General features: G+C 65.9%; 21 protein-coding genes, 1 pseudogene and 1 riboswitch. Of the genes and pseudogenes, 8 read left to right on the top strand and 14 right to left on the bottom strand.

The window, feature by feature from the left end; all coding sequences use genetic code 11:
* Positions 1 to 7 precede the first annotated feature (7 nt).
* The 5 genes from QFZ57_RS02125 to QFZ57_RS02145 all read right to left on the bottom strand — a co-directional run bounded on the left by QFZ57_RS02125 (position 8) and on the right by QFZ57_RS02145 (position 5,027).
* Positions 8 to 1,012 (bottom strand): hypothetical protein, encoded by a 1,005-nt coding sequence (locus QFZ57_RS02125; RefSeq protein ID WP_306897600.1) that lies wholly within the window; start codon positions 1,010 to 1,012, stop codon positions 8 to 10.
* Positions 1,009 to 1,560 carry an RNA polymerase sigma factor gene (locus tag QFZ57_RS02130; protein ID WP_306897601.1) on the bottom strand — a complete coding sequence of 184 codons (552 nt, stop codon included), beginning with the start codon at positions 1,558 to 1,560 and terminating at the stop codon, positions 1,009 to 1,011. The genes QFZ57_RS02125 and QFZ57_RS02130 overlap by 4 nt, the downstream gene beginning before the upstream one ends.
* 294 nt (positions 1,561 to 1,854) lie before the next feature.
* Positions 1,855 to 2,229, bottom strand: coding sequence for a YegP family protein (locus tag QFZ57_RS02135; RefSeq protein WP_306628831.1), 375 nt, complete (start codon positions 2,227 to 2,229; stop codon positions 1,855 to 1,857).
* A 220-nt stretch (positions 2,230 to 2,449) separates the two neighbouring features.
* Positions 2,450 to 3,739 (bottom strand): adenylosuccinate synthase, encoded by a 1,290-nt coding sequence (locus tag QFZ57_RS02140; protein WP_306897603.1) that lies wholly within the window; start codon positions 3,737 to 3,739, stop codon positions 2,450 to 2,452.
* 235 nt (positions 3,740 to 3,974) lie between these two features.
* On the bottom strand, positions 3,975 to 5,027 hold the full coding sequence (locus QFZ57_RS02145; RefSeq protein ID WP_306897606.1) for a M14 family zinc carboxypeptidase: 1,053 nt from the start codon (positions 5,025 to 5,027) through the stop codon (positions 3,975 to 3,977).
* Between the two features lie 228 nt (positions 5,028 to 5,255).
* Positions 5,256 to 5,361, top strand: a riboswitch (SAM riboswitch).
* A gap of 13 nt (positions 5,362 to 5,374) precedes the next feature.
* On the opposite strand from QFZ57_RS02145, the gene QFZ57_RS02150 reads away from it, so the two are divergent.
* Both QFZ57_RS02150 and QFZ57_RS02155 read left to right on the top strand, forming a co-directional pair.
* Complete coding sequence (locus tag QFZ57_RS02150; protein ID WP_306897609.1) at positions 5,375 to 6,583, top strand: cobalamin-independent methionine synthase II family protein; 1,209 nt, start codon at positions 5,375 to 5,377, stop codon at positions 6,581 to 6,583.
* A 206-nt stretch (positions 6,584 to 6,789) separates the two neighbouring features.
* Positions 6,790 to 7,422 carry a uracil-DNA glycosylase gene (locus QFZ57_RS02155; RefSeq protein WP_306632401.1) on the top strand — a complete coding sequence of 211 codons (633 nt, stop codon included), beginning with the start codon at positions 6,790 to 6,792 and terminating at the stop codon, positions 7,420 to 7,422.
* Between the two features lie 87 nt (positions 7,423 to 7,509).
* Here the strand turns inward: QFZ57_RS02155 and QFZ57_RS02160 are convergent, their stop codons facing one another.
* The 3 genes from QFZ57_RS02160 to QFZ57_RS02170 all read right to left on the bottom strand — a co-directional run bounded on the left by QFZ57_RS02160 (position 7,510) and on the right by QFZ57_RS02170 (position 9,759).
* On the bottom strand, positions 7,510 to 7,932 hold the full coding sequence (locus QFZ57_RS02160) for a DUF3151 domain-containing protein (RefSeq protein ID WP_306628835.1): 423 nt from the start codon (positions 7,930 to 7,932) through the stop codon (positions 7,510 to 7,512).
* Positions 7,933 to 8,952, bottom strand: a complete 1,020-nt coding sequence (fbaA, locus tag QFZ57_RS02165; RefSeq protein ID WP_306628836.1) for a class II fructose-bisphosphate aldolase — start codon at positions 8,950 to 8,952, stop codon at positions 7,933 to 7,935.
* Between the two features lie 132 nt (positions 8,953 to 9,084).
* Positions 9,085 to 9,759 carry a TrmH family RNA methyltransferase gene (locus QFZ57_RS02170; RefSeq protein ID WP_306897614.1) on the bottom strand — a complete coding sequence of 225 codons (675 nt, stop codon included), beginning with the start codon at positions 9,757 to 9,759 and terminating at the stop codon, positions 9,085 to 9,087.
* 40 nt (positions 9,760 to 9,799) lie between these two features.
* On the opposite strand from QFZ57_RS02170, the gene QFZ57_RS02175 reads away from it, so the two are divergent.
* A complete protein-coding gene (locus QFZ57_RS02175) occupies positions 9,800 to 10,648 on the top strand; it encodes an HAD-IIA family hydrolase (RefSeq protein ID WP_373461168.1) in 849 nt (282 codons plus the stop codon).
* On the opposite strand, the gene QFZ57_RS02180 is transcribed toward QFZ57_RS02175, so the two are convergent.
* The 5 genes and pseudogenes from QFZ57_RS02180 to QFZ57_RS02200 form a co-directional block, all read right to left on the bottom strand.
* Positions 10,645 to 11,685, bottom strand: coding sequence for a thioesterase domain-containing protein (locus tag QFZ57_RS02180; RefSeq protein ID WP_306897617.1), 1,041 nt, complete (start codon positions 11,683 to 11,685; stop codon positions 10,645 to 10,647). The genes QFZ57_RS02175 and QFZ57_RS02180 overlap by 4 nt on opposite strands.
* 69 nt (positions 11,686 to 11,754) lie before the next feature.
* Positions 11,755 to 12,375, bottom strand: coding sequence for a hypothetical protein (locus QFZ57_RS02185; RefSeq protein ID WP_306897618.1), 621 nt, complete (start codon positions 12,373 to 12,375; stop codon positions 11,755 to 11,757).
* An 84-nt stretch (positions 12,376 to 12,459) separates the two neighbouring features.
* Positions 12,460 to 13,206 (bottom strand): GAF and ANTAR domain-containing protein, encoded by a 747-nt coding sequence (locus tag QFZ57_RS02190; protein ID WP_306628842.1) that lies wholly within the window; start codon positions 13,204 to 13,206, stop codon positions 12,460 to 12,462.
* Positions 13,207 to 13,346: 140 nt separating this feature from the next.
* Positions 13,347 to 13,931, bottom strand: coding sequence for an orotate phosphoribosyltransferase (pyrE, locus tag QFZ57_RS02195; RefSeq protein ID WP_306901503.1), 585 nt, complete (start codon positions 13,929 to 13,931; stop codon positions 13,347 to 13,349).
* 48 nt (positions 13,932 to 13,979) lie between these two features.
* Positions 13,980 to 15,239, bottom strand: a pseudogene (locus tag QFZ57_RS02200) (FAD-dependent oxidoreductase); the annotation flags it as partial.
* A 75-nt stretch (positions 15,240 to 15,314) separates the two neighbouring features.
* On the opposite strand from QFZ57_RS02200, the gene nadE reads away from it, so the two are divergent.
* A complete protein-coding gene (gene nadE, locus QFZ57_RS02205; RefSeq protein ID WP_306897621.1) occupies positions 15,315 to 16,169 on the top strand; it encodes an ammonia-dependent NAD(+) synthetase in 855 nt (284 codons plus the stop codon).
* Positions 16,170 to 16,273: 104 nt separating this feature from the next.
* On the opposite strand, the gene QFZ57_RS02210 is transcribed toward nadE, so the two are convergent.
* Entirely contained in the window at positions 16,274 to 17,071 is a 798-nt protein-coding gene (locus QFZ57_RS02210; protein ID WP_306897622.1) for an IclR family transcriptional regulator, read from the bottom strand.
* Between the two features lie 163 nt (positions 17,072 to 17,234).
* On the opposite strand from QFZ57_RS02210, the gene QFZ57_RS02215 reads away from it, so the two are divergent.
* The 4 genes from QFZ57_RS02215 to QFZ57_RS02230 are packed head-to-tail and all read left to right on the top strand — an operon-like array spanning position 17,235 to position 21,353.
* The gene (locus QFZ57_RS02215) at positions 17,235 to 17,951 is read left to right on the top strand and encodes a CoA transferase subunit A (protein WP_306897625.1); all 717 of its coding nucleotides are present in this window, start codon (positions 17,235 to 17,237) and stop codon (positions 17,949 to 17,951) included.
* A gap of 60 nt (positions 17,952 to 18,011) precedes the next feature.
* Positions 18,012 to 19,451 carry a short-chain fatty acid transporter gene (locus QFZ57_RS02220; protein ID WP_306897628.1) on the top strand — a complete coding sequence of 480 codons (1,440 nt, stop codon included), beginning with the start codon at positions 18,012 to 18,014 and terminating at the stop codon, positions 19,449 to 19,451.
* 31 nt (positions 19,452 to 19,482) lie between these two features.
* Positions 19,483 to 20,172 carry a CoA transferase subunit B gene (locus QFZ57_RS02225; RefSeq protein WP_306897630.1) on the top strand — a complete coding sequence of 230 codons (690 nt, stop codon included), beginning with the start codon at positions 19,483 to 19,485 and terminating at the stop codon, positions 20,170 to 20,172.
* Positions 20,169 to 21,353: an acetyl-CoA acetyltransferase gene (locus tag QFZ57_RS02230; protein ID WP_306897631.1), complete on the top strand. Its 1,185-nt coding sequence runs from the start codon at positions 20,169 to 20,171 to the stop codon at positions 21,351 to 21,353. Before QFZ57_RS02225 ends, QFZ57_RS02230 begins: the two co-directional genes overlap by 4 nt.
* Position 21,354: the final 1 nt, after the last annotated feature.

Genomic DNA, 21,354 nt, shown 5'->3' on the forward strand with positions numbered 1-21,354 from the left:
GCACCAGCTATTTCGCCGGCGAGGCGGACTTCTGGCCGATTCCCTGGCCTGCGCCCTGGGTATCAGAACTTTGGGACCCTGCGCCCTGGGACCCTCCACCTTGGGATACTGCACCCTGCGGCTGGCCTTGATCGGGCACCGGGTCCGTGGTCGCCGCAGAGCCTGCTGCCTTTTGTGCCGCGGCGGCTGCATCCACGCCGCGTGCCGGAGTATTAGGCGTCGTTGTCCCATTGCCTGTTCCGGCCGCAGCGGGGCCTGCCGGTGTTCCCTCCGGCGCAGCCGGTCCAGCGCCGTCCTTGCTGCTGCCGGTCCCCCTGTCCTGCGAAGCAGCCCAGGGGGTTCCTGCCGCGCACTTCCCTGAACCAGCACCGGCGTCATGCTCAAGGGGGCCCGGGCATAACGGCGCCGCGGCGTCACTGGGCAGGTCTGCAGGATCCTGCAGGGAGCGGAATACGCGTTCTCCCGCATCGGGAAGCCCGCCGGGTGCGGCGGTTGACGGTATACCGGCAGGTTTGCCGTCTGCGGCCACCCCGGGGGCGCGGTGGCCGGAGCCGGCCGCTGACGCGTCAGGGGTCGAATGGCTCCACGGCGCCCAGTCCGCCAGCAGGTGCTCGATGGCGCTGCTCCCGGGAGCGGTGGAACTGGCGGCTACTCCGCCAACGCCCAGCCCCATCCCGGCCACCAGGACCAGGCCAAGCGCGGTGGGACGGTGCCGACGGCGGCGACGCGCCAGTTCATCGTTCGCATGGTGATCGTCCGGCTGGTCATCGGTCAGTACTTCGCCGGACTGTTCACCTGGCCGCTCGCCCGTCCGTCCCCCGGCAACAGCGCCTTCTGCCGGACCACCTGCCGCAAGCAGCGCGGCAAGCTCCCCGGTAGGCGCCGGCGCGGGCAGCGACGCCAGGGCAGCCAGCGCGAGCAGGGCGTCGCGAAGTTCCGCATCCTGGCCCAAACCGGCGTCCTGGAGCATGTCGTCAACGAGGGTGACGAGGTTATCCGAAGCTGGTGTCATGGCGTGAAATACTCCTTCACTGCCGCAAGGTCCCGAAGTTTCAGCAATGCGCGCCGCTGGAGCTGCTTTACGGCACCGGCGCTCTTATCAATGGTCTCCGCTGTCTGTTCCACGGTCAGGCCTGCCACCAGGCGAAGCGACATCACTTCGCGCTGGTCCTGGGGCAGCCCGTCCAGCAGTCGAAGGACTTCCCGGGGCGAGAGGCGCTGCAGGGCAACATGTTCCGCCGAGCTGTCTTGGCGCTGGTCGAGCTCGGGCTCGAACGGCAGCTTGACCGGGCTTCGGCTTTGGCGGCGATGGTCATCCACCATCCGTGCGTGGGCAACAGAGAAAATGAAGGTCCGCAGCCCGGCGTCACCTCCGTGCACGGTACCGAGCCGGGGCAGGACTGAAAGGAACACTTCCTGCATGGCGGCCTCCGGATCCTCGACTCCCCGGGCCGTGAGATAGCCCAGTACCTGTGACGCGTATGTCTTGTAGACGAGGCTGAAGGCAGCGGTCCCGGAAGCTGGCTGGTCCGGAGCCTCGTCTGTCTGTGCATCGGTCACTGACGTGGTGCTTTCCGTCAAAGAGGCATTGGCAAGGCGCGCGTCCAGTTCATCCGGAACGCTGCCCTTACTTTACCCTCCAGTAACCACCCCTGCCGGAACCGCCACGGCTCCAGGCGGAGGGGCCGTTGCCGGGTCCCGCGTGCGCAGCCGTCCTTGGGGAAAGACAAAAGAGCCGGCCTGGAACGTGATGGGGGACAGGTTCCAGACCGGCACTTCATAGGGGTAATCGCTGCGGAGTCCTACAGGGTTACGCGTTTTCAAAAAAATCTCTAATAGGCGGTTCCGCAGCTGTCAGCGGGTTGCCGCCGCCCTGGTCCACCGCGGTGCGGTCCCCTGCCGGCGCGGCGCCTTCGCCAGGGCGAAGGAGTGCAGCCTGGCGGGCATGCGCTCGTCGCCGCATGCGGGCACGACGGCGGAGGCCGGCTCTACGGGAACAGCGGCAGCAGCCGCAACGGGTGCGGGTGCGGGACGGGGCAGGGTTCCGGCGGGGCATAGGTCGGTGACCAGGCCGGTCCCGGCACATTCACGCACGGCGGCGATCCCGGCCGCGAGGGCCTGCTTGTCCTGGTACGGCCCGGAGACAGCCACCACTGAGCCATCCGGTGCCAGGAGTCGGAACCGGAAGAACGAATCAGCGTCAACGAATGCTTCAAATTTTCCGGCCATGACGATCCTTCCTTGGGCACCAGGGGGTACTACCGAGTCTCGCCGGTGCACCGGCGGCCTCACAAGACCGTTCGGGTTAAGCCTGTGTAAATTGCTTTCCACTCGAGCACAAACAAGACGGCAGGCCACCTGCAAAGGTGGCCTGCCGCCGTCGTAATCCCCACCCGCTCCCTAGCCTCGCAAGCTCGGCCAGGGAACCCTGCGGGCGTGGGCCCACATATTAGTCGTTGATGAGGTCATTCACCACGATGGTCTGGTCCCGGTCCGGGCCCACGCCGATCGCGGAGAACCGGGTTCCGGAGAGCTTCTCCAGCGCCAGCACGTAGTTCCGGGCGTTCTCCGGCAGGTCCGCGAGGGTGCGGGCACCGGTGATGTCCTCGGTCCAGCCGTCGAAGTACTCGAAGATGGGCTTGGCGTGGTGGAACTCGGTCTGGGTCATGGGCATCTCGTCGTGCCGGACCCCGTCCACGTCATAGGCAACGCAGACGGGGATCTGCTCGATGCCGGTGAGCACGTCCAGCTTGGTCACGAAGTAGTCCGTGAAGCCGTTCACGCGGGACGCATGGCGGGCCAGCACGGCGTCGTACCAGCCGCAGCGGCGCGGGCGGCCGGTGTTGACGCCGAATTCGCCGCCGGTCTTCTGCAGGTAGACGCCCATCTCGTCGAAGAGCTCCGTGGGGAACGGGCCTGCACCAACACGGGTGGTGTACGCCTTGATGATGCCGATCGAGCGCGAAATGCGGGTGGGGCCGATGCCGGAGCCGACGGATGCGCCGCCTGTGGTGGGATTGGAGGAGGTCACGAACGGGTAGGTGCCGTGGTCCACGTCCAGGAATGTAGCCTGGCCGCCCTCCATCAGGACCACCTTGCCTTCGTCCAGCGCGGTGTTCAGGACCAGTGTGCTGTCGATGACCAGCGGGCGGAGCCGCTCGGCGAAGGACAGGAAGTACTCCACGATCTCGTCCACCACAACGCTGCGGCGGTTGTAGACCTTGACCAGGAGTTCGTTTTTCTGGCGCAACGAGCCTTCCACCTTCTGCCGGAGGATGGACTCATCGAAGACGTCCTGGACGCGGATGCCCAGCCGGGCCACCTTGTCCATGTAGGCGGGGCCAATGCCGCGCCCGGTTGTGCCGATAGCCCGGCTGCCCAGGAAGCGTTCGGTCACCTTGTCCAGGACCTGGTGGTACGGGGCCACCAGGTGGGCGTTGGCGGAGACGCGCAGCTTTGAGGTGTCGGCGCCGCGGGCCTGCAGGCCCTCGATTTCCTGGAAGAGGGCTTCAAGGTTCACCACGCAGCCATTGCCGATGATGGGAACCGCGTTGGGGCTGAGAATGCCAGCCGGCAGCAGCTTGAGTTCGTACTTTTCACCGCCTACGACGACAGTGTGCCCGGCGTTGTTGCCGCCGTTGGGCTTGACGACGTAGTCGACACGGCCACCCAGCAGGTCGGTGGCCTTGCCCTTACCTTCGTCGCCCCACTGGGCTCCTACGATCACAATTGCTGGCATGGGATCCTCCCCCATTCGTTCGGGCTGCCCGGGTCCTGCCACCAGGTGGCGGCCCATGCAGCGCCGTTCATGAGAATGCCCCGAACATACCGGCCTCCGCACGGCCGCAGCACGGCAGGGCGAAGGAAGAGTTCCGGGGCTCTTACCACCCAAGTTTAGCCGATGGGCACTTTGACCACTGTTGTGGCCCGCCGCGGCCCGTTCCGCAAAAAGGACCGCGGCGGAGCCAGCCCGCCTACTCGTCCTCGGCTTCCCCCGCGGGCCGCGACGTCTGCTCGGCTAGCGTGTCCCAGAAGGAGGTGTCGGCGTCGGCAATGGATCCGTCCGCGATGGCCGCGGCGGTGGACGTCAGCGTGGTGACCGTCTGCTTGATCAGGTAGCCGTTGCTGCGCTGCCCCAGCGCATAGCCGTCCAGGTAGTGGTCGGACATCCCGCGCATCTCGAAGAGCAGGGTGGCAATGCCGTATTCCACGGAGATGCCGTTGCGGCTGATGGTCTCGGCGCTGCCGCCCTGGTACTTGCCCAGGTGGCCCCAGCCGGTGGAGTCCACGTTGTTGAAGACCACGGCGCCGAGCTGCTTGGACTTTTCGACTACGTCGGGATCGGCGTTCGGGGTGGTGGGGTACAGGATGGAGCCTGACACCAGCTTGCCGTCCCGCTCGGCCCGGGTGCCCTGGTGGTGCAGGTCGATCATGTAGTCAATGCGGTACTTGCGCATCACGTTGTTGTGGAGCGCCTGGGTCTCGGGCTGGACCTTGGCCACGTGGTCCCGGTTGATGTCCACCCCTTCGGCGTTGTACCGCGTCATGTTGCGGTCGCCCTTGGCCAGGTAGTCGTCAAGGGAGAAATTCACGTCGCCCATGGCACCGTCGGCGTTGAGCATGGGGACAACCAGGATGTTCACGCCGTCCAGGATGCCTGCGGACTTGCCCGTGCCCAGGTGCTTGACGAACTCGAGGGCACCCTCGGTGGTGAGCTGTTCGTTGCCGTGCTGCTGGGTCAGGTACAGGATGGTGGGCTTGGCAGGGTCCGAGATGTACTTGACCAGGTGGATGTCGCGGCCTTTGACGGTCTGGCCGATGACCTCAAGCTCCATGGCCGGCTGGCGGGCGTCCTGGTCCTTCAGGAAGGAAACCATCTGGTCGTAGGTGGCCAGCTTGGTGGTGGTGATCTGGCCGTTGCCGTCGTAGGCGGGGCCTTCGCCCACGGCGTTGGCGAGCGGCGCGGGTCCTGCCACCACGGCGAGCGCCAGCACGCCGGATACGGCAAGGGTCCTGAAGGATTTCATCACAGTGCGTTACCTCTTTCGAGTGAATCAGGTGCGGTCAGCCGCCGTGTCCCCCATTGCGGCCTGTGACAAACAGCCAACCAATCTTAACGAAACCTGTCAATGGGCTGGACAATACCTGTAAGCCTACTCGTGGCCCCCTGGAGAGGGTGGGCGGCGAGCCAACCGGGAGCGACATAAAGGGCCGCGAATTTGCCCGGATACGGGCATCTCGATTTAGGTGAAAGTGAACCATCCGGAGCGGCCGAGAGACCTGGCTCGATGACGCCGCAGCAACCACGGGATCAGAGTCATCACTCCTGCCCGAAGGTGCTACTGCCAGGACCGATGGAAAGGAAGATTCCAGCATGTCCCAGAACACCGACCACATCCGCGTGACCCACGCCGGCTCGTTGCCCCGCACCCCGGAACTCATCGCGGCCAACGCTGCCAAGGAAGCCGACGGCATCACCCCGGAATTCCTGGAACTCCTTCAAGCCTCCGTGGTGGACGTAGTGCAGCGCCAGAAGGATCTCGGCATCGACATCCCCAACGACGGCGAGTACGGGCACACCATGTCCAGCTCCGTGGATTACGGCGCGTGGTGGAATTACTCCTTCGCCCGGCTCGGCGGCCTGGAGCCCACCAACGTTGACCGCTGGGCCGATGCCGAAGTGCGGCGGTCGTCCCCCGGCAGGGTGGTCCTGACCTCCTTCCCCGACCGGCGGGACCGGCAGGCCTTCAATGAGGCCTACAACGATCCCTCCTCCGGCATCCTCACCCACCGCAAGAGCGTCGCCCAGCCCAAGATCGCCGGCCCCCTGACCTACACGGGCCAAGATCTCGTTGGCTCGGACATCAGGAACCTGAAGACCGGGCTCGCCGCGGCCGGCCTCACGGACGGCTTCGTGGCGTCCCTCTCCCCCGGCTCGTGCGCCCGGGTGGCCAACGAGTACTACAAATCCGATGAGGAACTCGTCTACGCCTGCGCCGATGCCATGCGGGAGGAATACAAGGCGATCATCGACGCCGGCCTCACAGTCCAGCTTGATGACCCGTCCCTGGCCGAAAGCTGGGACCAGATCAACCCCGAGCCCGCCCTGGCGGACTACCTGAAGTTCATCCAGCTGCGGGTGGAAGCCACCAACTGGGCACTTCGCGACCTCCCCCAGGAACAGATCCGGCTGCACGTCTGCTGGGGCTCCTGGCACGGCCCGCACACCACGGACATCCCGTTCGCCGACATCATCGGGTCGGTACTGCAGATCAACGCCGGGGCATACTCCTTCGAAGCCGCGAACGTCCGCCACGAACACGAATGGCGGGTATGGGAGGACACCAGGCTGCCCGAGGGCAAGGTGATCATTCCCGGCGTCGTCTCGCACGCCACCAACGTGGTGGAGCACCCGGACCTGGTGGCGGACCGCATTGTCCGCTTCGCCGACGTCGTGGGCCGGGAGAACGTCATCGCCTCCACTGACTGCGGCCTGGGCGGCCGTGTCCACCCGCAGATCGCCTTCGCCAAGCTGGAGGCACTGGGCGAGGGCGCACGCCGGGCCTCCAAGCGCCTCTGGTAACCCACTCTCCACACCCGGGCGCCGGCTGTGCCTTCCATCACCGGAAGGGGCTGCCGGCGTTTCGCTTCCCATGGCTTGCTAAACTGGAACAGGCCGACCAGGAGTTGGTCCACCCCATTTCAACCACTGCGGATGTGGTGCGTGATCGTGCGCCCATTTTCCGCGGCGGCAGCAACACCCAATCCCCGCAGGAGAACCAGCCCTTCATGACAGCCCTGGCCCCCGAAACATTCCACGAACAGCTCCTGAGCCGCCGCTACGAACCCAGCGTGGCCGCCGTCAACGAGCTGTGTGATTCCCTGCAGGAGGCCAAGCCCGGAACCGTGGTGCCCTACGTGGACCCTATGCACGATGTGGACGAATGCCGCATCATCAGCCTGTTCTCCAACATTGGCGAGATGGACCCGTCCGGGTTCATCACCCCCGGGGACCAGGATGCCGCTACCCGCATGCTGGGCATCCAGTGGAAGCTGGCCCTCCGCCCTGAGTTCGTCATGCCATGGAACGTCCACCCCTGGCACGTCCCGGGCGAAGCCAACGGCAAGTTCACCCCGGACCAGATCCAGGCGGGCCTGAAGCCGCTGCTGAAGTTCCTGGCCCTGGTGCCCCGCGCCTCGGTCATCGTGGCGCACGGCACTGAGGCCAACCGCCTGGCCAACCTGCTGCTGAAGACCGAAGTGCCGCTCCTCTGGCGCCGCGGCCTGAAGACCTACAAGGTCCGCTCCCTCAGCGGCCGCGCCTTCGCCGGTTCCCCGGCCCGCCAGGAGGAATACCTCGAGGACATGCGCACAGCCTACACCGACGCCATGGCGCGCACGGGGATCGCCCGGAAAGCATAGCTGACGCCTTAAACGAACTACGGCGGGCCGTCACCTTTTCCTGAAAAAGGTGACGGCCCGCCGTCGTCTATTTAAGTGTTTGAGGCCTTACTGGCCCTCGATGGCTGCCTTCGCCGTGGGATCGGAGTCGTTCAGGAACTTCTCGATCCGTTCCGGCTCGTCCGCTTCGCCGATGGCCGAGGAAGCCCGGCCAAGGGAGTACAGGGCGCGCAGGAACCCGCGGTTCGGCTCGTGCTCCCAGGGGATGGGGCCGACGCCGCGCCACCCGTTGCGGCGCAGCGAGTCCAGTCCCCGGTGGTAGCCCACCCGTGAGTAGGCGTAGGAGTCGATGGTGCGCCCCTCCGCCCAGGCCTCTTCCGCCAGCAGAGCCCACAACAGCGAGGATGTGGGGTGCTTGGCCACGAGGTCCAGGGGCTCCTGGCCGCCTTCCAGCTGCTGGTTGACCTCGGTCTCGGCGGGCAGGAGCGTGGGCTCCGGCCCCATCAGGTTCCTGCGGAACTCATCCGACATCTAGAAGGTCTTTCCGGCCGAACCGAGCTGCTTGGTGGCTTCCACCACGCGGGCTGCGAGGCCGGCTTCGGCGGAAGCACCCCAGACGCGGGGGTCGTAGGTCTTCTTGTTGCCCACTTCGCCGTCAACCTTGAGGACGCCGTCGTAGTTCTTGAACATGTGGTCCGCCACGGGACGCGTGTAGGCGTACTGGGTGTCGGTGTCGATGTTCATCTTGATCACGCCGTAGGAGACGGCGTCCGCGATCTCCTGGTCGGAGGAGCCGGAGCCGCCGTGGAACACCAGGTCGAACGGGTTGTCCTTGCCGATCTTCGCACCCACCTGCGCCTGGATGTCCTTGAGGATCTCCGGGCGGAGCTTGACGCCGCCGGGCTTGTAGACGCCGTGGACGTTGCCGAAGGTCAGGGCCGTGATGTAGCGGCCGTTGTCACCGGAGCCGAGGGCGTCAATGGTGGCCAGGGCGTCTTCCACGGTGGTGTACAGCTTGTCGTTGATGGCGTTCTCCACGCCGTCTTCCTCGCCGCCAACCGTGCCGATCTCCACCTCGAGGATCATCTTGGCGGCAGCCGTGCGCTCAAGCAGTTCCCGGGCGATGCGCAGGTTGTCCTGCAGGGTTTCGGCGGAGCCGTCCCACATGTGCGAGTTGAACAGCGGGTTGCGGCCGGCCTTGACCTCAGCCTCGGAAGCAGCCAGCAGGGGCAGGACGAAGCCGTCCAGCTTGTCCTTGGGGCAGTGGTCCGTGTGGAGGGCAATGTTGACGCCGTAGTTCTTGGCCACCTCGCGGGCGAAGGCGGCGAAGCCCAGGGAACCGGCAACCATGTCCTTCGTGGAGGCGCCGGACCAGTAGGCGGCGCCGCCGGTGGAAACCTGCACGATGCCGTCGGACTCCGCCTCGGCAAAGCCGCGAAGGGCGGCGTTCAGCGTCTGCGATGACGTGACGTTCACGGCCGGGAATGCGAAGCCGCCCGCTTTCGCACGGTCGATCATCTCGGCGTAGATCTCTGGGGTTGCAATGGGCATGCTGGCTCCTCTGCTGAGTTTCGTCTGTGGGTGGATGACCCTCAAGTAGACCGCTTACGGCTAGGCACCATCCTAGCCATTCCCCGGCCGTGGGAGTGTTTCGGGTCACCGCCCGGTAATACTCCGGCGGGGCTAAACGTGCTGGCCGAACACGTGCCGGCGGATCCAGGCGTGCATTGCGATGGCGGCTGCGGAGGCCGCGTTGATGGACCGGGTGGAGCCGAACTGTTCGATGGACAGGGTCGCGACGGCGGCCTGGTGGACTTCCGGCGTCAGGCCCGGGCCCTCCTGCCCGAAGACCAGCACGCAGTCGCGCGGCAGCTCGTAGGTTTCCAGCGGCACCGAGTCCGGGAAGATGTCGATCCCGATGATCGCCAGCCCTTCGCCCTGCGCCCACTGGACAAAGTCCTCCACGGTGGGGTGGTGGCGGACGTGCTGGTAGCGGTCGGTGACCATGGCGCCGCGCCGGTTCCACCGCCGTCGGCCGATGATGTGCACCTCTTTGGCGAGGAAGGCATTGGCGGTGCGAACCACCGTGCCGATGTTCAGGTCGTGCTGCCAGTTCTCGATGGCCACGTGGAAGTTGTGCCGCCGGGAGTCCAGCTCCGCCACGATCGCCTCGTGCTTCCAGTAGCGGTACTTGTCCAGGACGTTGCGCCGGTCGCCGTCGGCCAGGAGGTCGGGGTCCCAGTGGTCGCCTTCGGGCAGGTCCCCTTCCCAGGGCCCGACGCCGACCTCCGCCTTTGCGGCTTCGGCCTCCCCGTGTTCGTGGTGCGGTTCGTCTGGCAGGCCGGGCGTTTGGTTCACCCCTCAACACTAGACTGGACCACTGGAGCATTCATCACCGGTGGAGGTAGACGTGGCAGAAGAAGACCAGGTAGCAGCGAACCCCGCGGTTTACCGCAGCGGCCAGGAGATCGAGTGCTGGCTGACGGACATGGACGGCGTACTGGTCCACGAGAACCAGCCCATCCCCGGCGCAGCGGAACTGATCCAGCGGTGGGTGGATACGTCCAAGCGGTTCCTGGTGCTGACCAACAACTCCATCTTCACCCCCCGCGACCTCGCTGCCCGGCTGCGCGCGTCCGGCCTGGAGATCCCGGAGGAGAACATCTGGACCTCGGCGCTGGCCACGGCCCAGTTCCTGAAGGACCAGGTGTCAGCAGGCGGCTCGGAATCCGGGAACCGCGCCTACACCATCGGCGAGGCAGGGCTTACGACGGCGCTGCACGAGGCAGGCTTCATCCTCACCGACCAGAGCCCGGACTTCGTGGTGCTCGGTGAGACGCGTACCTACTCCTTTGAAGCGATCACCATGGCCATCCGCCTGATCCTTGCGGGGGCCCGGTTCATCGCCACCAACCCGGATGCCACGGGCCCGTCCAAGGACGGCCCCATGCCCGCCACCGGCGCCATCGCGGCCCTGATCACCAAGGCCACCGGCCGTGAGCCGTACATTGTGGGCAAGCCGAACCCCATGATGTTCCGTTCCGCGATGAACCAGATCGACGCGCATTCCGAGACCACCGCCATGATCGGTGACCGGATGGACACGGACATCATCGCCGGCATGGAGGCGGGCCTGCACACCGTCCTGGTCCTCAGCGGCATCACGCACAAGGACGACATCGCCGCGTATCCGTTCCGGCCCAACCAGGTGCTGAACTCCGTGGCCGACCTGAAGAACCAGATCTAGAAGATGCTCACCCGGGTACCGCCCCGGGGCAGGGGGAAGAACCCGTCCAGCAGCTCCGTCACCAAGGGCCGGTAGATTTGCGGATTCCAGCCGGGGCTGGCGTGGGCGGGCGCCGCACCGGTGGTCTGCAGGCCGCTTGAAACCATGTTGTCCTTGAAAACCACGGCCCAGGTTTCCGCTGCGGTTTCGTAGTCCACCGTCTTGTCCTTGGGGTTGCCGATATAGGCCATCTTTGCTGTTCCCAGCTTCCCGGCGAACTGGCTTCCCTCGAAGTGGTAGATGTACGCGGACTCGGTCTGCACCAGCACGTTTGACGGCGCGATCGGGGACAGCTGCTCCAGCGTCTGGTTCAGGACCTGGCGCCAGCTCCGTTCGTCCTTGTGGATGATCCGTTCCCCCAGCTCATACCCGCCCCGGAACGTGGACGGGAACCTGAAGCCACGCTCGTAAAGGAACACCACGCCGTCGAACCAGCTCTGGTCCAGGACGTCGTGGGCGCTGTAGGGGCTGGAATCCAGGAGGATGAACTGTACCTGGACACCGTGCAGGGCAAGGAGCCGGGCGGCCACCTGGGTGGCCAGCATCCCGCCGAAGCTGTGCCCGTAGAAGAACAGCTTGGTGATCTTCTCTGCGGCGATATAGTCGGTGATCGCGTTGACCACCTCAGTGATGTTCAGCCCCAGGTTGGAATATCCGACGGCGGCGAGCCGGGCGCGCTTGTTCAGCGCCCCCCGGAGGGTGTTGAGGATCCACTGGGCCTCTTCCCAGCTGGTTTTGTACCCCGGAAACAGGAACCAGCTGGCATCCGGGTAGTAGGCGTCGGCGAAGTCGTCCGCAACGCGCAGGATTTTGGTGGTCTGGCGCTGTGACTGAACCTCACGGGTCACCAGCATGTCGGCAGCGAGCAGCCCGGAGGCCCCGGCCCCGGCCAGGAACGTGCGGCGCGAAAAGCGTTTTAGGGCAGCCGCCTCCGCCAGCAGCCGGGCGTGGGAAACCCCGCGCCGGTTCTGCGGACCACTCTCCCCCTCATACGGCACACTCCTACCGTAAGCCCACCCAATCGTGACGCCGCAACGGGTGGGTGTAACCGTTCGGTGACGCCGGGATCAGCTGGCGGCCTGGCCCTCCGCGGGCGGAAAGGACGCCAGGGGTGCCTGCTGGCGGCGAAGGACTTCCAGCCCGATGTCGTTGTAGCGGCCCAGAAGCTCAGCCCCGTCCGGCGCTTGCGGGTTGTCCAGCAAGGCGAAGAGCGCATCGCTGGCTTCCAGGAGCTCTTCGTTCGAATACTCAGCCAGGGGGCGTCCGTGGAGCTCCTCGATCCACATGACGGGCAGCTGTGGATATTCACCGGCATGGTCCCCGCCGGGGAACAGCTCCCTGATGTCGGGGTCCAGCACCAGTGGCTGTTCGTGGGAGGCATCTCCGGGGGCAGCGTGGTAGGCGGAAGGCGAAAACTGGAGGGACACTCCCGCTCCTTGCGCTCCTGTCAGCGCATTCGTGTCCAGTGCGTTCAGGTCGCGGCGCAGTCCCGCCAGGGCGGAGGACTCCACGAGGGCGGCCTGGGCAAGGTTCACACGGATATGGCAGCCAATTCCCATGCGCCGGACACGCCGGATGATATGGATAAGTTGGGGACGGGAATCACTGTTGAGGCTGCCGCGGACATCGATCCGGACGATGTCTGCAGGGACATCAAGGTTTATTTGTGCGTCTAGGGCGCGGTCCATAGGTACTCCAAAAGAGGTCTCTATGGCCGACGGCTCAACCTCCGCAAGCGTAACCTCCGGCTGCAGTCCGGCACAAGCCGTGCCTTAAAGGCCCTGTCCGCCGCCTACCTTCCGGGGCTCCTGGTAGTGGGTGTGCGAACCGGTTCCACCTACTGAATCCACCAGTGACTTGGCGACGTCCCGCAGCTTGGTGTTGCTGTTGCTGGATGCCTCGGTGAGGATCTGCACGGCGGCGTCCTGGCTGCACCGGTTCTGGGCCATGACGATGCCCACCGCGATGTCGATGATGGTCCGCGATTCAAGGGTGGCCCGGAGGTTCGCAGCGCTGTCAGTGTGCAGCGAAAACCGGACTGCCAGGCGCAGGGCCTGTGAGATTTCGCGCGTAAAGTCCCGCGCCCTCTCTGCCGCGCCGCCACCGAACTTCCGTGGCACGTCGGAGTAGAGGTTCAGGGCGGCTTTGGCATCCCCCTGCAGCGTGAACGGCAGGGAAAGCACAGAGCGCAGACCATGCGACGCCACGGCTGATGCGTAATCGGGGCCCCAGCGGTTCTCCTCGAACAGGTCCGGAACGTACACCTCGCGCTCTTCCTTGGCTGCGGTGAGGCACGGACCCTGGGAGAGCGCGTATTGGATCTCGTCCACTTCCCGGGCCGAGTCGCTGCTCCAGCCGATGGTGGCTGCCTTTCGGTCGCGAAGCAGCGTGATGCCGCACAGGGCATCGTCGCCGTCACCTGCCATCTGGTGTGCAGAGTAACGGGCCAATTCGTTGAGGAAGTCCTCGAAATCCGCGCTTTCCAGAATGAGATTCTGGACCTGGTCGGTTGTGCTCAAGGTCTGGTTTGGGGGGAGCAAGGTGCGTGGTCTCCAAGCAACTGAAAAGTGTTAATGCACATCATAAGTCAGCGCCTAAAGGCCAGCCAACAGCCAACCGAATGCTACTGCCAGGCCATCGGCCCTGAATGCCGGCGGAACTAGGACAGCCCCAGTTCATCCTTGCCGAACGCGAACAGGTAGGGAACGCCTGTTTCGGCTTCGATCTTCTCCTTGGCGCCGGTATCGCGGTCCACGATCACGGCCACCGCCACCACGTTGCCGCCGGCTTTCCGGACGCCCTCTACTGCCGTCAGCGCGGAACCGCCCGTCGTGGACGTGTCCTCCAGGACCAGCACGTTGCGGCCCTCAACCGAAGGGCCCTCCACCTGGCGGCCCATGCCGTAGGACTTCTGGGCCTTGCGGACCACGAAGGCATCAACGGCCCGGCCGGCGTCAACGGCGGCATGCATCACTGCGGTGCCCACCGGGTCAGCACCCATCGTCAGCCCACCGGCGCACTCAAACTCGATCCCGGCGTCGTCTGCCAGCGCAAGCATCACCTGGCCCACCAGCTTGGAGGCCTCATGGTGCAGGGTGATACGGCGGAGGTCGATGTAGTAGTCAGCCTCGGCCCCGCTCGAGAGGATCACCTTGCCGCGGACCACGGCGAGTTCCTTGATCAGTTCGAGCAGGCGGGCGCGGGCAGCTGCGGTGTCTACCGCAGTGTCTGTGGGCGAAGTCATGGGCTCAAGTTTAGTGGCTGGGCGGACGGTGAGTGGGCGGGCAAAACCGGGCGCATGCTCGGGGCGGGGCCCGAATGCGACAACGCGCGGCAGCACACGCCTTACCACGGGGTTGTGGCGCAGGATGAAGAAGACCGACCGCTGGATGGAGAACCTGTTCCGGGCCCCCTTGCCCGTCAGCGTCCGGCCGGACAACCGCCCGGCGAAGAGCGGAACGAACACAAGCCGGTGCATGATGCGCTGCACGGTTTGGACCACCACTGTGGGCATGCGGCGGCGGCGCTGGATTGCTGCAAGGGTCCTGGTCCGCACATGGCCCCGGCGCAGGTCGGGTGCCAGCCGTTCCGCGGCGGCCACTGCGTCCTGGATGGCCAGGTTGATCCCCACCCCGCCCACCGGTGACATCGCATGCGCAGCATCCCCGATGCAGAGGAAACCGTCAACATACCAGCGCGGCAGGCGGTTGAGTTTAACGTCCAGCCAGTGCAGGTCCTCCACGCTGCGGATGGAATCCACCCGGTCGGCCAGGTCGGGGCGGAGGGCGGCAATGCGCTGCCGGAACCGTTCCACGCCCCCTGCCCGGATCCTGGCGTCGGCTCCCTTGGGAGCGAGATAGCCCATCTGGTAGTACTCGGTGCGGTTGAGTGCGATCACGGCATCCCTGTCCCCGATTGCGGGCACCACACCCGCCACCTCGCCCTGTTCTGAGGCCAGGCGCGGGAGCCTGAACCACCAGGTGTCGAAAGGCACCGGATACTCCTTTGCACGCATCCCTGCCGCCTCGCGCAGCACCGAATGCCGGCCGTCCGCGGCCACCACGACCTCGGCGTGCAGCACCTGTTCCACGCCCGGACCGGTGTCGCCGGTGGCCCGGTAGCGCACACCGGTGACGCGTCCGCCGTCGAACTCCAGGCCTGTGGCCTCAGTTTCCATCAGCAGCGTGAACGTCGGCTCCGCCGCGGCGGCCGAAGCGAGGAAATCGAGGAAGTCCCACTGGGGCATCATTGCAACGTAGTTGTACGGGGGCTTCAAGGAATCGAATGCCGCAAGGGTGACCAGCCCGGCTCCAGGGACCGGAATGGCAACGTTGTTCAGCCGGCTTTGCGGCAGGCTGCGGAATCCGGCGCCAAGGCCCAGTTCATCGATCAGCCTGATGGTGGACGCGTGCACCGTGTCGCCGCGGAAGTCCCGCAGGAAGTCGCGGTGCTTCTCCAGGACCGCCACCTGCACCCCGGCCCGCGCCAGCAGCAGGCCCAGCATTATTCCCGCCGGGCCCCCGCCCACCACGGCACATCCCGTCCGTTCCATGCAGTTACGCTACGCCGCGCAACGGGTGCCCGGAACAGTTGAGGGTTGTTGACACTGCTGGCTAGGCTGGACCACATGCGCGAACTCCAGGCCAAGATCATTGAAGAAATGGGCGTTCAGCCCCGGATCGATCCCGCAGGGGAGGTGCGCAAACGCGTCACATTCCTCAAGGAATACCTGAAGGCCACCCACACCAAGGGCTTTGTCCTGGGCATCTCCGGCGGACTGGATTCCTCCCTTGCCGGAAAGCTTGCACAGCTGGCGGTGGACGAGCTTGAGGCCGAGGGCGTTGAGGCCAACTTCGTGGCCGTCCGCCTGCCGTACGGCGTCCAGCACGACGAGGAGGACGCCCAGGCGGCCCTGGACTTCATCAAGGCCAAGACGGAATGGACGTTCAACATTTCTGCCGCCGTGGACGGTTTCGAAGATGAGTTCGAGAAGACGGCAGGTTCCGAAATTTCCGATTTCCACAAGGGCAACACCAAGGCCCGCACCCGGATGATCGCCCAGTACGCGCTCGCCGGGGAATTCAACTACCTCGTGATCGGCACGGACCACGGCGCCGAATCCGTCACCGGCTTCTTCACCAAGTACGGCGACGGCGGGGCAGACATCCTGCCCCTGTTCGGCCTCAACAAGCGGCAGAACCGGGCCCTGCTGGCTGAGCTTGGCGCGCCCGCGCGCGTTTGGGAGAAGGTGCCCACCGCCGACCTGCTCGATGACCGGCCGGGCCGTACGGACGAGGACGAACTGGGCCTCAGCTACGACCAGATCGACGACTACCTCGAGGGCCGGGAGGTTCCGGACGCCGTTGCGGAGTCGATCGAGCAGAAGTACCTCCGGACCCGCCACAAGCGCACCGTGCCGGTGAGCATCTTTGACACATGGTGGAAGGACCAGGGCCCGGAGGAGCCCCGCGCGGGCCTGTAAGCCGGCACCCGGCGCTGGATTTCCCCACCTTTGGGGAGTACGACGGCGCGTCGCACCAGAAGGGGCGGCGCGCCGTCGTCGTGCGCGGCCAAAGCCGGGGAGACTCAGCGGGTCCGCCGCCGGCCTGCGCCGCCCCCGCCGATCTGCTGCGTGATCCGGTGTGCCTCCGCCATCAGCAGGCCGCCCAGCTCCTCCTGCCGTTCGGGCTTGAAGCGCGGTTCGATGCCCGTTAATGACAACGCCCAGGCGGGCTTCCCGGAACGGTCGAACACCGCAGCACCCATCCCCCAGCTTCCCTCCAGGACCAGCCCGGGATTGACGGAGTAGCCGGCCAGCCGGGTCCGGGCCAGGTTCTTCCGCACCAGCTCGGGAGTGTGGTTTGCGGCAAAGACTCCTGCGTGTTCAGCCCAGCCGCCCAGCAACTCCTCCTGCTCGCTTTCCGGAAGGAAAGCCATGATGGCCGTCCCCGCCGAGGCGACCCCCAGAGGGAACCTAACGCCCTCGTGCAGGACGAAGGAGCGGACCGGGAAGCTTCCCTCCTCGCGCAGCAGGCATACCGTCTCGGTACCACGGCGGATGGAGAAGAAGGCGCTCTCCCCTGTGGCCTGGGCCAGCCGGCGGAGGCTTGGCCGCGCGATGTCCTCCAAGGGGAACCGTGCCGAAGCGACTGAGCCCATCAGCAGGATCTCCGGGCCCAGCACCCAGTTGCCCGTGATGGGGTCGTGGTCCAGCAGGCCTTCCACGGCAAGGGAGGTCAGGAGCCGGTGCACCGTGGGGCGCGTCAGCCCCGATTCCCGCACGAGGTCCGCGAGCGGCACCCCCTCCGCGCTCCGGCCCACCAGCCGCAGCAGCCCGGCGATCCGCATTACCACCTGGGCGCCCTGAACCGGCGTGGCTGCCATAACCCCTCCTTTGTCCACAATATGGATACATTCCACCCTACTGTCCATACTGTAGGGCGTGCAGTAGTGATTCTTGACACTCTCCGCCTTACGCCCGTAGTCTCCAAACTCGGATCCCCGGCGTCCACTAAGTGGACGCCGTCGCGCTCAACGAGGAGACGTCATGAAGAAACTCCAGGTTTCTGCCGCCACCGCCCTGGACGGGGCCCTGCAGGACGGCATCGTTCTCGCCGTAGGCGGGTTTGGCCTGAGCGGCATTCCGGCCGACCTGATCGAAGCTGTCCGTGATTCCGGGGTACGGGACCTTACCGTGGTGTCCAACAACATGGGTGTGGACGGCAAGGGGCTGGGCATCCTGATCGAGGCAGGCCAGGTCCGCAAGGTGATCGCCTCGTACGTGGGCGAAAACAAGCTGTTTGCTGAGCAGTACCTTGCCGGCAGGCTGGAGGTGGAATTCACCCCCCAGGGCACGCTGGCTGAGCGGCTTCGCGCCGGCGGGGCCGGCATCCCGGCCTTTTACACCAAGACCGGTGTGGGCACCCTGGTTGCCGAAGGCAAGCCGCACGAGGTGTTCGACGGCGAAACGTACGTCCGGGAGCGCGCTATCCGGGCCGACGTCGCGCTGGTCCACGCCCACACTGCGGACACGGACGGGAACCTCGTTTACCGTTACACGGCCAGGAACTTCAACCCGGTAGTGGCCACGGCCGGCATCCTGACCATCGCCGAGGCCGAAGTGGTTGTGGAGCCCGGCCGGCTGGACCCGAACCACATCGTCACCCCAGGGGTCTTTGTCCAGTGCCTGGTGCAGGCCACGGGCCGGGTCAAGGACATCGAGCAGCGGACCGTCCGGCAGCGCGCCGGCCTCGTCTCCGCCTGACCGCCACATCCATGCCAGCCCAAACAGCAAGAACATCACTCAATGGAGAGAAACACCGTCATGAGCAGCATGCAGCTGAACGACCAGGATGTCCGCCAGAAGGGTCTAGCCCGGATGGCTGAAAAGCTGGCCGGGTGGACGCAGAAGTGGTTCCCGGATGCCTACATCTTTGCCCTGGCAGGCGTGCTGCTGGTGGCCATCGCAGCCCTCGCCATCGGCGCCTCACCCAAGGCTGTGGTGGATTCCTTCGGCAACGGGTTCTGGGACCTCACCGCCTTCACCCTGCAGATGGCAATGGTAGTGCTGACCGGCTACGTTGTGGCAACCTCGCCGCCCGTGGCCCGCCTGATTGACCGGCTGGCACAGGTTCCGAGCTCCGCACGCGCCGCTGTCAGCTTCGTGGCCGTGATGTCCATGTCGGTGTCATTCGTGAACTGGGGTCTGAGCCTGATCTTCGGCGGGCTCCTGGCTCGTGCCGTGGCCCGGCGGGGGGACCTGAACGTCGATTACCGGGCCCTCGGCGCAGCGGCCTTCATGGGCCTGGGCGCAGTCTGGGCGTTGGGCATGTCCTCCTCGGCGGCCCAGCTCCAGGCGACAAAGGCCTCCATTCCGCCGGCGCTGCTGAAAATCACCGGCGTCCTGGACTTCGGCACCACCATCTTCACCTGGCAGTCCCTGCTGACCCTGGTCATCCTGATGCTGCTGACCACCGTCATCGCCCACTTCTCCGCCCCGACCGGAGGCGCCGTCAAGACGGCGGCCGATCTCGGCGTCGACCTTGATGACCAGCCCGAGCCGCCGGCCGAAAAATCCCGGCCCGGGGAATGGCTCGAATACAGCAGGGTCCTGCCCATCCTGGCCGGAGTACTGACCCTGGGCTGGCTGGTATCCCAACTGCTGACCCTGCCCATCCTGAGCGTGGTCAGTTCACTCAACGGGTACCTGCTGGTCTTCCTGATGCTGGGGCTGGTGCTGCACGGAACCCCGCGCAAGTTCCTCCAGTCGGTCACCAGGGCCGTGCCGGCAACGGCAGGCATCCTGGTCCAGTTCCCGCTCTATGCCGCGATGGCAGCCATCCTGACCAAAGCCACCGGCGCAGGCGGCCTCTCGGTGTCCGAGCACCTGGCACACTTCTTCACCAGCATCGGCGGCAACGGGGCGTTCGCCGTCATCATCGCCATCTACACAGCCCTTCTGGGCATGTTCGTTCCGTCCGGCGGCGGAAAGTGGCTGGTTGAAGCACCGTACGTCATGCAGTCCGCCACGGACGTGAACATGAACCTTGGCTGGACCGTGCAGATCTACAACATGGCCGAGGCGCTGCCCAACCTCATCAACCCGTTCTTCATGCTGCCGCTGCTGGCCGTGCTGGGCCTGCGTGCCAGGGACCTGGTGGGCTTCACGTTCCAGCAGTTCCTGTTCCACCTGCCGGTGGTCCTGCTGCTTGCCTGGCTGCTGGGGATGACGTTTGAGTTCGTGCCGCCGGTAATACCCAACTGAGTACAGCAAAAGAGATTGAAGGAGACACCCCATGGGATGGACCAGGGATGAAATGGCTGCCATAGCGGCCGAGGAACTGAACGATGGCGACTACGTGAACCTGGGAATCGGTATCCCCACGCTTGTGGCCAACAACCTGCCCGAGGGCGTGCGGGTGGTCCTGCAGAGCGAGAACGGGTTGCTGGGGATGGGTCCGTTCCCCTACGAGGGCGAGGAGGACGCGGACCTGATCAACGCCGGCAAGCAGACCGTCACGGTGCTGCCCGGCGGGAGTATCTTCGACTCCGCCACCTCGTTCGGCATGATCCGCGGCGGGCACGTCAAGGTGGCCATCCTGGGGGCCATGCAGGTCTCCGGCAACGGCGACCTGGCCAACTGGACCATCCCGGGCAAGATGGTCAAGGGCATGGGCGGCGCCATGGACCTGGTGGCCGGCACCCCGCGCGTGGTGGTCCTCACCGAGCACAACGCCAAGGACGGCACCGCCAAGATCGTGCGCGAGTGCACCCTGCCGTTGACGGGGCTCAGCTGCGTGGACCGGATCATCAGCGACCTTGCGGTCTTCGATCTTTACAAAGCAGACGACGGCGGGCGGCAGCTCACGCTGACCCGGCTGGCTCCGGGGGTCACGGTGGAGGAGATCCGAGGGAAAACGGAAGCGGAGTTCGCCATCGATCCCTCCCTCGCCCCAACGTCAACCTTCGAAGGAGCCACGGCATGAGCCTCAAAGACCAGTTCGGCAAGGATGTCCTGCTCACCGGCTGGGGCCACAGCCGGTTCGGGAAACTCACGGAAGAGACGCTCGAGTCCCTCATCGTCCAGGTGGCTGCAGAGGCGATCGGCAACGCAGGGATCGAACCCGGGCAGATCGATGAAATCTACCTGGGCCAGTTCAATTCCGGGATGATGCCGCTGGCGTTTCCGTCCTCGCTGGCCCTGCAGGTCTCACCGGACCTGGCCAACGTGCCCTCCACCCGGGTGGAGAACGCGTGCGCCTCCGGCTCGGCCGCGTTCCAGCAGGGCGCCAAGTCACTGCTCGCCGGCACAGCCAAGACGGTCCTGGTGATCGGCGCCGAGAAGATGACCCACGCGGGGGCTGAAGTAGTGGGCGCCGCCCTGCTCGGGGCGGACTACGACATGGCCGGCAAGCCCTCCATCACCGGCTTCACCGGCCTCTTCGCCGAAGTGGCAAAGCACTACGAGAAGCGGTACGGGCCGGTTTCCGATGTGCTGGGCACGATCGCGGCGAAGAACCACCGCAACGGCGTGGACAACCCGTACGCCCAGCTCCGCAAGGACCTCGGCGAGGAGTTCTGCCGGACGGTCTCGGACAAGAACCCGATGGTCGCCGATCCCCTGCGCCGCACCGACTGCTCCCCCGTGTCCGACGGTGCCGCCGCCGTCGTGCTGTCCACCTCCGCTACCCGCGGTGCCACCGCCCCGGTGCGCCTGGCCGGCTTCGGCCAGGCCAATGACTTCTTCCCCACCGACCGCCGCGACCCCACGGCCTTCGAGGCCACGCGCGTTTCGTGGCAGCGTGCCCTGGCGATGGCTGGCGTCGGCCTGGAAGACCTGGACTTCGCCGAGGTGCATGACTGCTTCACCATCGCTGAGCTGCTCATGAACGAAGCCATCGGGCTGACCGAACCGGGCCAGGGCTCCCGCGCGGTCAGGGAAGGCTGGGTGTTCAAGGATGGCAAGCTTCCCATCAACGTCTCGGGCGGGCTGAAGGCCAAGGGCCACCCGGTGGGTGCCACCGGCGTCTCGCAGCACGTCATAGCGGCGATGCAGCTCACGGGCACCGCCGGGGACATGCAGCTGGCAGCACCGCAACGCGCGGCAGTGCAAAACATGGGCGGCGTGGGCATCGCAAACTACGTCAGCGTGCTTGAAGCCGTCTAGT

Source organism: Arthrobacter sp. B1I2 (assembly GCF_030816485.1).
Taxonomy (GTDB): domain Bacteria; phylum Actinomycetota; class Actinomycetes; order Actinomycetales; family Micrococcaceae; genus Arthrobacter.